Origin of the sequence: Nocardia sp. NPDC052112 (genome assembly GCF_040680135.1) — a bacterium.
Taxonomy (GTDB): Bacteria; Actinomycetota; Actinomycetes; order Mycobacteriales; family Mycobacteriaceae; genus Nocardia.
In genome coordinates, this window is record NZ_JBFAWD010000012.1 from 93,467 (window position 1) to 107,230 (window position 13,764).

Annotated in this window: 14 protein-coding genes; 6 read left to right on the forward strand and 8 right to left on the reverse strand. The window is 64.3% G+C overall.

Annotated features, from left to right (window positions below):
• The first annotated feature begins 18 nt into the window (after nt 1-18).
• On the forward strand, nt 19-522 hold the full coding sequence (locus tag AB0L58_RS23705; protein ID WP_364389740.1) for a hypothetical protein: 504 nt from the start codon (nt 19-21) through the stop codon (nt 520-522).
• On the opposite strand, the gene AB0L58_RS23710 is transcribed toward AB0L58_RS23705, so the two are convergent.
• Nucleotides 512-1,864 (reverse strand): MFS transporter, encoded by a 1,353-nt coding sequence (locus AB0L58_RS23710; RefSeq protein ID WP_364389741.1) that lies wholly within the window; start codon nt 1,862-1,864, stop codon nt 512-514. The two genes, AB0L58_RS23705 and AB0L58_RS23710, sit on opposite strands and share 11 nt — an antisense overlap.
• A 339-nt stretch (nt 1,865-2,203) precedes the next feature.
• A complete protein-coding gene (locus AB0L58_RS23715; protein ID WP_364389743.1) occupies nt 2,204-2,665 on the reverse strand; it encodes an NUDIX domain-containing protein in 462 nt (153 codons plus the stop codon).
• A 262-nt stretch (nt 2,666-2,927) separates the two neighbouring features.
• Between AB0L58_RS23715 and AB0L58_RS23720 the strand changes: the two genes are divergently transcribed.
• Both AB0L58_RS23720 and AB0L58_RS23725 read left to right on the forward strand, forming a co-directional pair.
• The gene (locus AB0L58_RS23720; RefSeq protein WP_364389906.1) at nt 2,928-3,707 is read left to right on the forward strand and encodes a pirin family protein; all 780 of its coding nucleotides are present in this window, start codon (nt 2,928-2,930) and stop codon (nt 3,705-3,707) included.
• 78 nt (nt 3,708-3,785) lie between these two features.
• Entirely contained in the window at nt 3,786-4,265 is a 480-nt protein-coding gene (locus AB0L58_RS23725; RefSeq protein ID WP_364389744.1) for a DUF4190 domain-containing protein, read from the forward strand.
• Here AB0L58_RS23725 and AB0L58_RS23730 read toward each other — a convergent pair.
• Nucleotides 4,243-4,794 carry a hypothetical protein gene (locus AB0L58_RS23730; RefSeq protein ID WP_364389746.1) on the reverse strand — a complete coding sequence of 184 codons (552 nt, stop codon included), beginning with the start codon at nt 4,792-4,794 and terminating at the stop codon, nt 4,243-4,245. The genes AB0L58_RS23725 and AB0L58_RS23730 overlap by 23 nt on opposite strands.
• Nucleotides 4,795-4,926: 132 nt before the next feature.
• Between AB0L58_RS23730 and AB0L58_RS23735 the strand changes: the two genes are divergently transcribed.
• The 3 genes from AB0L58_RS23735 to AB0L58_RS23745 all read left to right on the forward strand — a co-directional run bounded on the left by AB0L58_RS23735 (nt 4,927) and on the right by AB0L58_RS23745 (nt 8,266).
• Nucleotides 4,927-5,778: a Scr1 family TA system antitoxin-like transcriptional regulator gene (locus AB0L58_RS23735; RefSeq protein ID WP_364389747.1), complete on the forward strand. Its 852-nt coding sequence runs from the start codon at nt 4,927-4,929 to the stop codon at nt 5,776-5,778.
• Nucleotides 5,779-5,788: 10 nt separating this feature from the next.
• The gene (locus AB0L58_RS23740) at nt 5,789-6,166 is read left to right on the forward strand and encodes a DUF397 domain-containing protein (protein ID WP_364389749.1); all 378 of its coding nucleotides are present in this window, start codon (nt 5,789-5,791) and stop codon (nt 6,164-6,166) included.
• 81 nt (nt 6,167-6,247) lie between these two features.
• A complete protein-coding gene (locus AB0L58_RS23745; protein WP_364389751.1) occupies nt 6,248-8,266 on the forward strand; it encodes a M13 family metallopeptidase in 2,019 nt (672 codons plus the stop codon).
• A gap of 29 nt (nt 8,267-8,295) precedes the next feature.
• On the opposite strand, the gene ugpC is transcribed toward AB0L58_RS23745, so the two are convergent.
• From ugpC to AB0L58_RS23770, 5 genes are all read right to left on the reverse strand, one after another.
• The gene (gene ugpC / locus AB0L58_RS23750; protein ID WP_364389753.1) at nt 8,296-9,375 is read right to left on the reverse strand and encodes a sn-glycerol-3-phosphate ABC transporter ATP-binding protein UgpC; all 1,080 of its coding nucleotides are present in this window, start codon (nt 9,373-9,375) and stop codon (nt 8,296-8,298) included.
• A gap of 26 nt (nt 9,376-9,401) precedes the next feature.
• Nucleotides 9,402-10,682, reverse strand: a complete 1,281-nt coding sequence (locus AB0L58_RS23755) for an ABC transporter substrate-binding protein (RefSeq protein ID WP_364389907.1) — start codon at nt 10,680-10,682, stop codon at nt 9,402-9,404.
• Between the two features lie 114 nt (nt 10,683-10,796).
• Nucleotides 10,797-11,588, reverse strand: coding sequence for a carbohydrate ABC transporter permease (locus AB0L58_RS23760; protein WP_364389908.1), 792 nt, complete (start codon nt 11,586-11,588; stop codon nt 10,797-10,799).
• Between the two features lie 143 nt (nt 11,589-11,731).
• Entirely contained in the window at nt 11,732-12,661 is a 930-nt protein-coding gene (locus AB0L58_RS23765; protein ID WP_364389754.1) for a sugar ABC transporter permease, read from the reverse strand.
• 174 nt (nt 12,662-12,835) lie between these two features.
• On the reverse strand, nt 12,836-13,735 hold the full coding sequence (locus AB0L58_RS23770) for a L,D-transpeptidase (RefSeq protein WP_364389756.1): 900 nt from the start codon (nt 13,733-13,735) through the stop codon (nt 12,836-12,838).
• Nucleotides 13,736-13,764 lie beyond the last annotated feature (29 nt).

Genomic DNA, 13,764 nt, shown 5'->3' on the forward strand with positions numbered 1-13,764 from the left:
AGTCGCGTCCAAGCAGATATGAACGAGATCGAATACGTATTCGGGACCGGTGACGGTACGGTCCACGTCTGGACCAGCCAGGCGGATCTGGATCTATCCGGGTCGGGCGTGGGTGATGCGGTGGCGCTCGACTTCGACGGCGACGGCCTGATCGATGACGTGCTGTGGGACTCGCACGGCACCGGCATTGCCGATGTCGCCGGGCTGGATCTCGACGACGACGGCGTACCCGACCATTTCTTCACCGATCCGACCGGTAACGGCATCTGGAATCACCAGATCACCGGCAGTCCGGCCGATGCGGACAACGAACACCTGGCCTGGATCGAGCGCACCGAGCCGGAGCCGGATCACCTCGCCGCGAACGAACTCGGTGCGGCCTTGTCGAATCACGATGAGCCGAAACAGGATTCGGGCTGGTCGGATCCGCAGGCGCCGATCGAACAGGTCGCCGCGCTGCGCGATCACCGCACCTTCTCCGGCGATGAATCCGGCCACCCGACAACGTCGTTCAGCGAGTGACCGGCACCCGACGATTGTTCACGACAATGGCCGCTATGCCGGCACCATAGATTCCGGCGCCGACGAGCACCACAGCGATCGACCGCCCATCCGCCGGTATCACCAATGCGGTGAGCGCGATCGCCAGTACGAACGCGATATTGAATACGGTGTCCTGCAATGCGAAAACCTGACCGCGTCGGGTGTCATCGATATCGATCTGCATGGTCGCATCACCGGTCAGTTTGATGGTCTGCCCCGCGAGCCCGAACAGGAATGCCGCGACCAGCAGCAATTGATGTGCCCGATGCGCCGCGGTCCCCGCCGTCGCGAGCGCGGTCGGGGTGACCAGCGCCAACTGCACCACGGTCGCGGTCAACAGCCCGAGCACTACCGTGCGCGACCGACCCAGTCGCGGAATCAACACCGGTGCGACGACCGCCGCCACCAACATCCCCGCCGCGGTGCAGCCGATGGCAAGCCCGAACCGGGTCAGCCCGGTATTCGCACCGCCGCCGTCGACGGGCGCCTGCCGCAGCACCAACACCATGATCAGCGTATTGGTGCCGAATACGATCCGATGCGTGCCGATACCGACCATCGCGGTGGTGACCTGAACCGCGCCCCAGACGGCGGCCGCACCGTGACGCAGACCGGTCGCGATCGCGCGCACCGTAGTGCCGCGCGCCGCGATCCCCGGCTCCGGTCCCAGTACCCCGGCCCCGAATCCCGTCGCGAATACCGCACCGCAGACCGACCACACGGCACTGATCGCCACCGCGACCGCCGATGCGAAATCGCCCGCGCCGATCAACCCGATGATCGCGACCGCCGCGGCGGCACCGACACCGGCACATCCGGATGCCACCGTGGCGAGCACCGAATTCGCGGGCACCAGCCAGTGCTGATCGAGCACTCTCGGCAACGCCGCGGATACGCCCGAGAGCACGAACCGACTGATCCCGACCACGGCAAGCGCTAGCAACAACAATGGTGTCGCACTGCTGTCCGCCAACAGCCCGACACTCACCGCACCGATCAGCACCGCCCGCAGCACATTGGCGACCAGCAGCACCGCCCGCCGATCCCAGCGGTCCAGCAGCGCACCCGCGTACGGCCCGATCAGCGAATACGGCAGCAACAAAACCGCGAACGCGGCCGCGATGGCGAGCGGATCGGTCTCCCGCTCCGGGTTGAACAGAATGGCACCCGACAGCGCCGCCTGGAACATGCCGTCACCGAACTGACCGGTAAAGCGGATCAGCGCCAAACGCACTACGCCGGGACTCTCCCGGAGCACCGTATGTAGCGAAACCGGCCGCTCGTCTGCGGGAGTCGAGCCTTCGGGGCGACCAGTGGACACGTCTGTAACTTTGGCAGCGCCTTCGGCGCTGCGTGTTCGCGGCCCCCCTTTGTCTCGCGTCCGAGCCGTCGAGACTCCCGACTTCCGTCGCATGCGCTTCGACGACTCGAACGCGAGACGGGCCACGAACGGGTCGCTCGTACGACTCGCTCCGTCGAGGTCACTGACGGCGGGTCGTTCGGCACCCGATGTACACGCACCAGACGGGCGAGTCCCGCGACTTCGTCGCATGCGCTTCGACGACTCGGCTGTGTTCGATGGCCGCGTCTTCGGCGCGGAGGCGCGACGGGTCGCTCGTAAGACACGCTCCGTGGTGGTCGGCAGGGGGCGTGTCCCGGGTCAAACGCAGTTGACCAAGATGGAGATTGTTTCGCGCATATCCGGTGCCATCGGCAGATCGGCGAGCGTGGCGGCATCGATCCAGGCGAAGGCGTCGTGTTCGCCCGGGGCCAGCGCGACCTCGCCCGGCTCCACCTCGACGATGAAGCTGTATTTGCGCACTCGGGGCTTGGTCCTGGTGGCGTAGTCGAAGTCGCCGAGGAACTCGGTGATGGCGCGCACCCGCAGGCCGGTCTCTTCGAACAGTTCCCGCACCACGCATTCGGCCAGGGTTTCCCCGGATTCCACGCCACCACCGGGCAGTTCGTACAGGCCGCCGTGGTAGTCGTCCGGTACCCGCCGCACCACCAGGAGTTTGCGATCGCGAAATACCGCGACACCGACGACGAAATCGCTGATCCCGTCGCGCTGTGCCGCATCGCGGAGTTGCCGCTCGATGCGCGCGAGCACCTCGGTCCGCATCTGTTCGTCACCTCCGATTCCGTTGTGGCACATGATGTTACGAATCCGCCTTACGCGTTTGCTCAACCCCCGTGGTGCGGTAGCGGATCGGGCCGACCGCCGACTCGACTAACCGGTCGGTACTGCTCGCCTGCCGTTCACCTGCCGGTCGCTCGCGTAAAATGCCGAGTGCAGGACAATTTACTAGGAATTCGGAGTACCGCGTCGTAAGTGCTCCTACCCTGAAAGGTGATCGGTGCACGGTCCCGAGAGGAGGACCATGATGTCCACACTCACGACACCACACATCGATGTCCATCGCGGCGGCGATCGCATGAAAACGCGCGTGTCCTGGCTGGATTCGAAGCACTCGTTCTCCTTCGGGGAGCACTACGATCCCGACAACACCCATCACGGGCTGCTGCTCGTCAATAACGAAGATATTGTTTCCCCTGGTCAGGGCTTCGAAACCCATCCGCACCGGGATATGGAGATCGTGACCTGGGTGCTCGGCGGGTCGCTGGTGCACCAGGATTCGCTCGGGCACAGCGGCGTCATCTATCCCGGTTTGGCACAGCGGATGAGTGCGGGCACCGGAATCCTGCATTCGGAGAAGAACGACTCCTGGCGCCTGGACCGCGGCACCGAACACGACGCGCCGGTGCATTTCGTACAGATGTGGGTGGTGCCGGACGAACCTGGTCTGGAGCCGGGATATCAGCAGCTGGAGATCGACGACGAATTGGCGCGTGGCGGCTTGGTGACCGTGGCCTCCGGCCTGCCGCGGTATCGGGATCGGACCGCGATCGCCATCGGCAGCAGCCATTCGGCGATGCATGTGGCGCGGTTGGCGGGCGGGGAAACCGAGCAGGACATCGACCTGCCGGATGCGCCGTACCTGCATCTGTTCGTCGCCAGGGGCGAGGTGGAAATGGAGGGCGTCGGTCCGCTGTACGCGGGTGACGCGGTGCGCCTGACCAGATCTGGTGGCCAGCGGGTGGTCGCCCACGGGCCCGCGGAGATCCTGGTCTGGGAGATGCACGCACGGCTCGGCTCCAGTTAGCGTGCTCGGCATCAACATCCCAGGGAGTGCGATCAGAAGGCGACCGCAACGCGAGCGCACCGGCTGAGAGGAAGTCCCATGGCGCAATATCCGCCGCCCGGTCAATATCCACCACCGGGTCAGTACCCGCCGCCACCGGGTCAGGGGCAGCCGAACTATTGGCAGGAATCGCCGAAGCGCAAGGGTATGGCGATCACCGCACTGGTGCTCGGCATACTCGGATTCCTGAGTTGTTGGACGCTGATCGGCGGCTACCTGTTCGGCTTCTTCGCGCTGATCTTCGGCATCATCGCGTTGGTCAAGATCCGTTCCGGGAGTGCGGGCGGTACCGGCATGGCGGTCACCGGATTGATTCTGGGTGTGCTCGCACTGGTCGCCGCGGTCGTGCTCAGCATTGTCGGCTGGAGTTTCTTCGTCGACTCCGGCGGCAAGGACTATCTGGATTGCGTGCAGAAGGCCGGCAACGATCAGACCAAGCTCAACGAGTGCCGGGACAAGTGGCAGCACAGCATCGAGCAGAGCTTCAGTGTGACGCTCACTCCGCGCCCGACCCCTTGACAACACCCCTGATCTCCGTGACGACCGACCGACCGCCGCTGTTCGCACACGTGCGGGTGGCGGCGATGACATCACCGAGTTCGGGACGGTAGTCACCCTCGGGCGCGGCGATCCAGATCCGGTAGCCGCTTTGCTCATCGGTCGGTGAGGGCAGCACGATCCGGCTGCCTGGCAGCGCCACCGACGCGCAGGCCCGGAACATTTCGGGAAATAGCGTCATATCCAGATACGAGTTATCGGTCGGGCCGGTCAGAAACGACCACCGGCTGGAGCGCGGATGCGCGATGATCGGTCCGGTCCGCCCGTAGGTGGCCAGGAGATGGGCGCACACTCGCTTGCCGAGTGCGGCGGGCATGACGACCGCACCGACCGCACCGACTTCCAACAGGATTCGCCCGAGGGCCGGATCGACCACCCCGTATAGACCGTTGTCCTTGCGATAGCGGCGACAGCGCGCCAACGCGTCCTGTGCCGCAGCGAAATCCTGGGCTGCCAGGTAGCTACCCGATTCCATGTGCGACGTACTCATGACGAACCTCGCCTCGACTGTGAGTGGATCGACGTGAAAACCAAAGTTGCCGCTGAAACCGACCCTAGACCCGCACAAGTTCCTTGACAATAGTCACACGCCGAGTAAATTTCCGGCGTACTATCTCGGGCCATGGCACCCGTTTCGCCAACCGTTGCTCGCTGGGAGCTGGTGCTGCGTCTGCGCGAATTGCGCGAACAGCGCGGCTTCGATTCGGCCACCTTCGCCAAGCGGGTCGGCTTCACTCCGGCCAACTGGTCGCACGTCGAGAAGGGGCGGCGGGTGCTCACCACGAACACCATCGGCCCGGTACTCGAACTGCTCGAGGTGGACGCCGAGGAACGCAGCGAATTGCTGGCACTGCTCGAGGCGAGTAAGCAGCGCGGCTGGTGGGCAAAATCGTCCGCACTGATCGGTCCGGAACTGCAGCGGCTGTACGGCATGGAGTACGGGGCGCAGAGCATTCGCAGCTATGACAGTTTGGTTTTTCCGGGTCTGCTGCAGTGCGAGGATTACGCGCGGGCGCTCATCAGTGCCGATGTGATGATCCGCCCGGTTCAAGTCGAGCAACTGGTAGCCATCCGGATGCGGCGGCAGGAGCGGTTGCGCGGTAAGAGGCCGGTCGAGCTGACCGCGGTCATCGGTGAGGGCACGCTACTGCAGCAGACCGGTGGGCCGGAGGTGCTGCGCGGGCAGTTGGAGTATCTGGCGAAGTCGATCGAGCAGCTCGACAATATCGAGGTGCGCGTCATCCCGTTCGCGGCGCGGGCGGGGGCGGTGCTCGGCGGGTCCAGCTTCCACCTGATCGACTTCGCCGGTGAACAGCTGCCGACCTTCGCGTGGGCCGAGAGTGCGGTCTTCGGCGGTGCGGTGGACGATCCGGAACAGGTGCGCGATTTGAGCTTCGCTTACGTTCGCGCACTGGAACAGTCGTTGAATCGTGCAGCATCATTGGCCCTGATCAGCAGGTATGCACAAGTGTAAAATCCTGCCCATGGCCACCACCGCTACCCTCCGGTCGGTTTTTACCGACTGGTTCACGTCGAGTCGATCGAACAACGGCAATCAATGCGTCGAGGTCCGGTTCGATGGTGACGCGGTGCTCATCCGTGACAGCAAATACCGCCGCAACCCGGCCAACCGCCCCGCTGAAGAGCCCGTCATCACCGTCACCGCGAGCCTGTGGACCTCGTTCATCCACCTACTCAACCGCGGCCGATCGCATAACGAGCTGATCGCACACACTTGCGCCGATGGCAGTGCCACCCTGCGCCACGGCGATATCACCCTCTCCTACACCCCCGAAGAGTGGGATGCGTTCATTGCCGGCGCCCGCGACGGCGAATTCGATCGCATCATCCTGCCCGCCTGACCGTGCCACCCCGGCCGTGTGCGCGGCCGGGGCCTACCTCGGCGACGGCAGCCTTGACCCCAGCTCTGCATACTGGAGATCGTGACTTCCGATCTGAGCAGTCCCTCCGGTATCGACCTCTCCCACCTCGACCACGCGGTTCGCGTGCAGGACGATCTGTTCGTCCATGTCAACGGCGGGTGGCTGGATACCTATGAGATACCGGCGGATCGTGCGGTCGACGGCGCCTTCCGGACGCTGTACGACCAGGCGGAGCTGGATGTGCAGACGATCATCCGGCAGGCCGCGGACTCGGCGGCCGAGCACGGCAGCGACGCGCGCAAGATCGGTGATCTGTATTCGAGCTTCATGGACACCGATACGGTGGCCGCGCTGCGGCTGGCGCCCATCGCGGGGGAACTCACCGAGATCCACGAGGTCGCCGATCGCAGTGCCTTCGCCGCGCTGCTGGGTCGCTTGCAGCGCACCGGTATCGGCGGCGCGCTCGGCTTCTACGTCGATACCGACGACAAGAACTCCAACCGGTATCTGGTGCACGCCACCCAGTCCGGGATCGGGCTGCCCGACGAGTCCTACTACCGACAAGACGAATTCGCCGAGATCCGAAGCGAATACATCCGGCACATCGGCCGGATGTTCACCCTGGCCGCCGCCGAACCACAGATCGCCGCACTGCTGCCCGCCGACCTGGAAGCGGTCGGACAGCGGATCTTCGAATTGGAGCGCAAGCTCGCGGCCGGACACTGGGATGTGGTGCGGCGGCGCGACGCGGAGTTGAGCTACAACCTCACCACCTTCGACGCGCTGGTCGCCGAGCATCCGGAATTCGATTGGCATGCCTGGACTGCCGCACTCGCCGAGGGTATTTCGAAGTCCGGTCCGGACCTGTTCGCCGAAGTGGTTGTGCGCCAGCCGGACTATGTGCGCACCTTCGCTCAGACCTGGGCGGCCGAACCGCTCGCCGACTGGCAGGCGTGGGCGATGTGGCGGCTGTTGCGTTCGCGGGCCGCCTATCTCACCGATCCGATCGTCGAGGAGAATTTCGACTTCTACGGCCGCACCCTCACCGGGGCACAGGAGAACCGGGAACGCTGGAAGCGCGGTGTTTCGCTGGTGCAGGATCTGCTCGGTGAGGCGGTCGGCAAACTGTATGTCGCCGAACACTTTCCGCCGGAGGCAAAGGCGCGGATGGTCGAGCTGGTTGCCAACCTGCAGGAGGCGTACCGTCGCAATATCGCCGAGCTCGACTGGATGGGGCCGGATACCAGGGCGGCCGCGCTGGCCAAACTGGAGAAGTTCACCCCGAAGATCGGTTATCCGGACAAGTGGCGCGACTACTCCGCCATCGTCATCGTCCCATCCGATCTGGTCGGCAACTATCGACGCGGCTATGCCGCCGAACACGATCGTGATCTGAACAAGCTCGGCGGTCCGGTCGATCGTGCCGAATGGTTCATGACCCCGCAGACGGTGAACGCCTACTACAACCCGGGCATGAACGAAATCGTCTTCCCCGCGGCCATTCTGCAACCGCCGTTCTTCGATATGCACGCCGACGACGCGGCGAACTACGGCGGCATCGGTGCGGTGATCGGCCACGAGATCGGCCACGGTTTCGACGATCAGGGCGCCAAGTACGACGGCGACGGCAATATGGTCGACTGGTGGACCGATGCCGATCGCGCCGAATTCGGCAAGCGCACAAAGGCTTTGATCGACCAGTACAGCGTGCTCTCGCCCAAGGCGCTGTCCGACGAGCACACCGTCAACGGCGAATTCACCATCGGCGAGAACATCGGCGACCTCGGCGGGTTGTCCATTGCCCTGGCCGCCTACCGGATTTCGCTCGAAGGACAGCAGCCGCCGGTCATCGACGGTCTCACCGGTCTGCAGCGCGTCTTCTACGGTTGGGCGCAGGTATGGCGGACCAAAGCCCGCACCGAGGAGGCCATTCGCCGGCTGGCCACCGACCCGCACTCGCCGCCCGAGTTCCGCTGCAATGCCGTGGTTCGCAATATCGACAGCTTCCACGAGGCCTTCGATGTGCAGCCGGGTGACGAGCTTTATCTGGAACCCGTACAGCGCGTCAAGATCTGGTGAGTTGGCGGCGGATGCGAGGGCGCCGGCCGTCAGCGCAGGCGTTCCTCGGTTTCGCCGTCGAAGAAGAAGATCTCGTCGAGTTTCGGACGCAGCCGCAGGCGATCGCCGAGGGCCACTTGGAAGCGTCGGTCCACCCGAGCCACCACCTTGCCGGAGCGGCTGTTCCATTCCTCGGTGACGCCGTGGCTGTAGATGAAGGATTCGGCGCCGAGTTCCTCGAGCAGTTCGGCGGCCACGGCGAGGCTATCGTCGGACTCGGTGGTGGTCTCCCAGGACTCCGGACGGATGCCGATAATGACCCGCTCGCCGGTCGCGGTGCGGGGCAGGGGGATTCGCAGCTCGCCGAGGACCGCGGCGCCGTCGCGAACCGGGGCGTCGAGCAGATTCATACCGGGTGAGCCGATGAAGCCCGCGACGAAGGTATTGACCGGATCGTCGTAGAGGTCACGGGGTTTGGCGATCTGCTGGAGTTTCCCTTCGCGCAGCACCGCGACCCGATCGCCCATGGTCATGGCCTCGACCTGGTCGTGGGTGACATAGACGGTGGTGGTGCCGAGCCGCCGCTGCAGGGCCGCGATCTGCGAGCGGGTGCTGACCCGCAGTTTCGCATCCAGATTGGACAGCGGCTCGTCCATGCAGAAGACCTGGGGTCGGCGCACGATGGCGCGCCCCATTGCCACGCGCTGGCGTTGTCCGCCGGACAGATTCGCCGGTTTGCGGTCGAGCAGATGCTCGAGTTCGAGCATTATCGCCGCTTCCCGCACCCGAGCCGCGGTATCGGCTCTGTTCATGCCGGCATTGCGCAGTGCGAAGCCCATATTCTGCGCGACGGTCATATTCGGATACAGCGCGTAGCTCTGGAATACCATCGCCACATCGCGGGCGCGCGGCGGCAGTCCGGTGACGTCCTTACCACCGATCAGGATGCGACCCGTCGCAACGGATTCCAGTCCGGCCAGCATTCGGAGACTGGTCGATTTGCCACAACCCGATGGGCCGACGAGGACGATGAATTCCCCGTCGGCGATATCGAGTTCCAGGTTGTCGACGGCGGGCGTCGGCGCACCGGGATACTGATGCGTCACCCCGTCGAAGTGCACTGTTGCCACGGCGTCGATCTCCCTCTTCGTCGGTACTACTTCGGCAGCTTCGGCGTGATCTGCCGGTCGATAATGGCCTGCAGCTGACTGGCCACATTGGCGAACGCCGTTGCCGGATCGGCATTCTGCAGACCGATCTGCTCCAGTCCGGTGCCGATGATCTGGTCGCCGCCCGGCACGAACACCCGCGCGTAATCCTGCGATTTGGTGACCGCGAGCTGTTCGATGGCGACCTTCGAATTCGGATTCTTCGACAGGAAGTCGACCTCGCTCGGATCGGTCACCGCGGACTTGCGCACCGGCATGTACCCGGTCCCCTGCGAGAAGTACGCGGTATTCGCGGCATTGGTGATGAATTCGATGAACTCGAGCGCATTCGCCTTCCGCTGATCCGAGATCCGCGCCGGAATCGCCAGTCCGGCACCGCCGGTGGTGACGCCGGGGCCGTTGGGATGCGGCAGGAATGCGGTGCCGAATTCCAGTTTGCCCTCGGCATTCTTCTGGATGCCCTTCAGATCGCCGGTGGAGGCGATGGTGGAGGCGATGACGCCGGTGCCGAAGTCGACGGCGATCTGCGGTTTGATGCCGGCGTACTTCTTGGTGTGGATCATATCGCGCAGGAACTGGCCTGCCGCAATGGTTTTGGGGTCGGTGAACTTCAGCGTCCACTGATCGGAGTAGGAGCCGCCGAAGGTCCAGTTCGGCCCCTGGAAGGTCCAGGCCAGGTAGTTCTTGGCGTCACCCCAGCCGTGTGCGAGCTTGCCGTCGCCGACCACGGACTGGATCTTCGGGCCCCATTCGTCGAACTCCTGCCAACTCTGCGGGCCGCGGTCGGGCAGACCGGCCTTCGCCCAGACGCCCTTGTTGTAGTAGAACAGCGGCGTCGAGCGCGCGTACGGCAGCGCGTAGTGCTTACCGTTGAAGACGTAGTCGGCGGCCAGCGAATCGACATAGTCGTCGAGACGCACACCGGCAGCGGCGAAATGCGAATCGAGCGGTTCGATGGTGCCGTTGAGCGCGTAGTTGAACCACCAGACATCCGACAGCACAACGACATCGGGCAGCTCACCGCCGGATAACGCCGCATTGAACTTCTGCGACACCTCCTCGTAGTTCTTGCCCGCGTCGACCAGATTGACCTTCAGGTCCGGATGCTTCGCCTGGAACCGGTTGATCAGCTCGGCCTCGAGTTCCTTCGACGTGCCAGGGTGATTCGACCAGAAGGTAATGGTGTTCGCGTCACCGGATTGCTTGCCGCCACCGCCGCTGCCCGCACATGCGGTCAGCGCGGTACCCGCCGCAAGCGCACCGGCCATGCCGATGAATCCGCGCCGCGACAGTGCCGGGAAATGTGAAGTGGACACTGGTTCTCCTTTTCTCAGTATCGCGTAGCGATTCCGTGCGGGGTGGTGGTCGGGTGGCGGGTGGGCTTAACCCTTGACCGCACCCGAGGTGAGGCCCTTGATCATGTGGCGCTGCAGCAGCAGGAAGACGATGAGGATCGGCAGCATGGTCAGCAGCGTCCCCGCCATCACCGGTCCCCAGTTGGTGACGCTCGGATTCTCGGTGTTCTGCAAGAGGGTCAGGCCGACCGGCAGCGTGGCGACCCTGGTGTCGTCGGCCATCAGGAACGGCCAGAGGTATTCGTTCCACTCGTTGACCAGCGTGACCACCGCGAAGGCCACCATCGTCGGTCCGGACATCGGCAGCACCACCCTGGTGAGCAGGCGCCACCAGTTGGCACCATCCATCCGGGCCGCCTCGATTACCTCCGAGGGCAGCGAGAGGAAGTGATTGCGCATCAGGAAGGTGCCGAAGGCGACCCCGCAGAGCGGAATGATGATGCCCTGGAAGGTATTTCGCCAGCCCAACTGGGCGATCAGCGCATAATTGGAGATCACCGTGATCTGGTTGGGCACCATCAGCGCCGCGATGATCACCACGAATACCAGGGTCTTGCCCGGAAACCGCAAGAACACCAGGCCGTACGCGCTGAACACCCCGAGTACGAACTTCACCAGCGCGATGATTCCGGTGATGATCAGCGAATTTCGCAGGAAGGTCCAGAACGGCAGCGTGGTGGTGGCGTCCGCGTAGTTCGCCGGATGCCAACTGTGCGGCCAATACACCGCGGGCTGGGTGTAGATATCCGGACGCGCCTTGAACGAGGTGATGAAGATCCAGAACAGCGGAACACCGACGATGATCAGCACGCACACCATCGCGGCGTATCCGAGCCCGGTCACCGCGCGCTGTCGCCGCCGATACGAAAGGGTCTCCACTCGGTGTATATCGCGGCCTGCGCGGGTCGCTGCGTGGTTACGCAAGCTGCCTCCTCCGCGCCCGTCGCTACGGCCGGCGTGTTTCACTGCTCGCCCCGATCCATGATGCGCACCTGGACCAGCGTGACGACCAGCAGCACGAGGAACATGATGGTGGCGACTGTTGCGCCGTAACCGGCCCGGAAGTTGCGGAAGGACTCTTGGTAGACCTGGTAGACCATGGTCGTGGTGCCGGTGCCGAGCGGCCCGCCGCGGGTCATCACATTGATGATGTCGAAGACCTGCAGCGAGTTCAGCAGCACCGTGATGGACAGGAAGAATGTGGTCGGGCGCAGTTGCGGCAACAGCACTTTGGTGAAGGTGGTCCAGCGGCTCGCACCATCCATCTCGGCCGCCTCCATGAGATCGGCGCGGGTGCCCTGCAGTGCGGCCAGGTAGATGACGAAGGTGTAGCCGAGGTTCTTCCAGATATAGGTGACCGTCACCATGAACAGCGCCCAGTGCGGGTCCTGGTAGAAGTCCGGTACCCGGTCGACGCCGATGCGGTGCAGCACATCCTGGATCAGCCCGAAGCTGGGGTCGAAGATGAACTGGAAGGCCACGCCGATGGCGGCGCCGGAGATCACGAACGGCGCGAAAATGGCCGAGCGAACCACATTGCGGCCGAACAGCTTACGGTCCAGCAGCAGCGCCAGCGCGAGGCCGAGCATCATGCTGCCGACCACCGCGGCCACGGTGAAAACCACCGTATTGGTGACGATCTGCCAGGAGTCGTCGCGACTCCACCACTCCCGGTAGTTCGCGAACCCGATGTAGGTCACGAAGTTGTCCGAGATATTGAAGTCGGTGAACGAGAGCCGGATATTGTCGGCCAGCGGGCGGTAGACGAACAGTGTCAGCAGCACCAGATTCGGCCCGAGCAACACCAGGAACAGCGCGTAGTCCTGCCACGGCCGATTGCGCAGTCCGCGCCCGCTCGGTTGGGGCAGCACTCGTTCCGGCCTGGTTCGCACGGCCGAGACTCTACGGCGCGCAGCAAGCGGCCGGTTAACACCGAACGCCGATACGCTTAACTTCTCGCGCATGGGGCCAGTGAAACAAAAGCCGAACATTCCGACCGGACTTTTCGTCCATTTGGTCGTAATGTTCGGCTTTCGATTGCCCGTCGCTACGGGGCGGGAGCTACCTCAGTCGTTCCAGTCGCCATAGCCGTCGCGGGCGTTGAGGGTGCCGCCCTTGGTGTTCTGGACGATGACCGGGTCACCCTTCTTGGCATTCTCGAAGAACCACTTCGCGTTCTCGGTGCTGACGTTCAGGCAGCCGTGGCTGGCATTCGAAACACCTTGCTGCGCAACCGACCACGGGGCGGCGTGTACGAAGATGCCGCTGTTGGAAATCCGGGTGGCGTACTCGACCTCGACCTTGTAACCCTCGGGATCGGTGGTCGGCACACCGTAGGTGGAGGAATCCATGGTCATCTTGCGCAGCTGCTCGCCGACGAAGTAGGTGCCGTTCGGGGTCTCGTGCTTGGTCTTACCCATCGAGGTCGGCATGGTCATGATCTCCTCGCCGTTGCGAGTGATCGTGATGGTGTGGGTGTCGTCGTCGGCGGTGGTGATGAAGGCGTCACCGATCCGGTATGCGGTGCGGGTGCCGCCCGCCTCCACGGTCACATCGGTATCGGCCGGCCAGAACTCGTTCGGCCGCCAGCGCACCTGCTTGTCGCTGAACCAGTAGAAGTGACCGGGCGCCGAGTTCGAGGAGGTGATCTTGATGGCCTGCTCGGCGGTGGCGTGATCGGTCACCGGATCCTGGAAGTTGATGATGATCGGCTGCGCGACGCCGACGGTCTCGCCGTCGCCGGGGCTGATGCTCGGCGGGGCGAAGTTCGCCGTGACACCCGGATCGGTGGCGGTCGAGGTAGCGGAGCCGGTGCCCGGCAGTACCGGATCGGCCTGCGCCGGCGCGACGGCGCTGATGCCGAGCGTGGCGATCGCCGCCGACAATAGGATGCCCTGCCGGAGTCGGCGGGCTAGCGCTCCGCGACGAAGAGCAGTCGACGTCCCGGTGTACAAAGCGGCATGCATAGGTTTCTCGTCCAATCCATCTCTCGCCC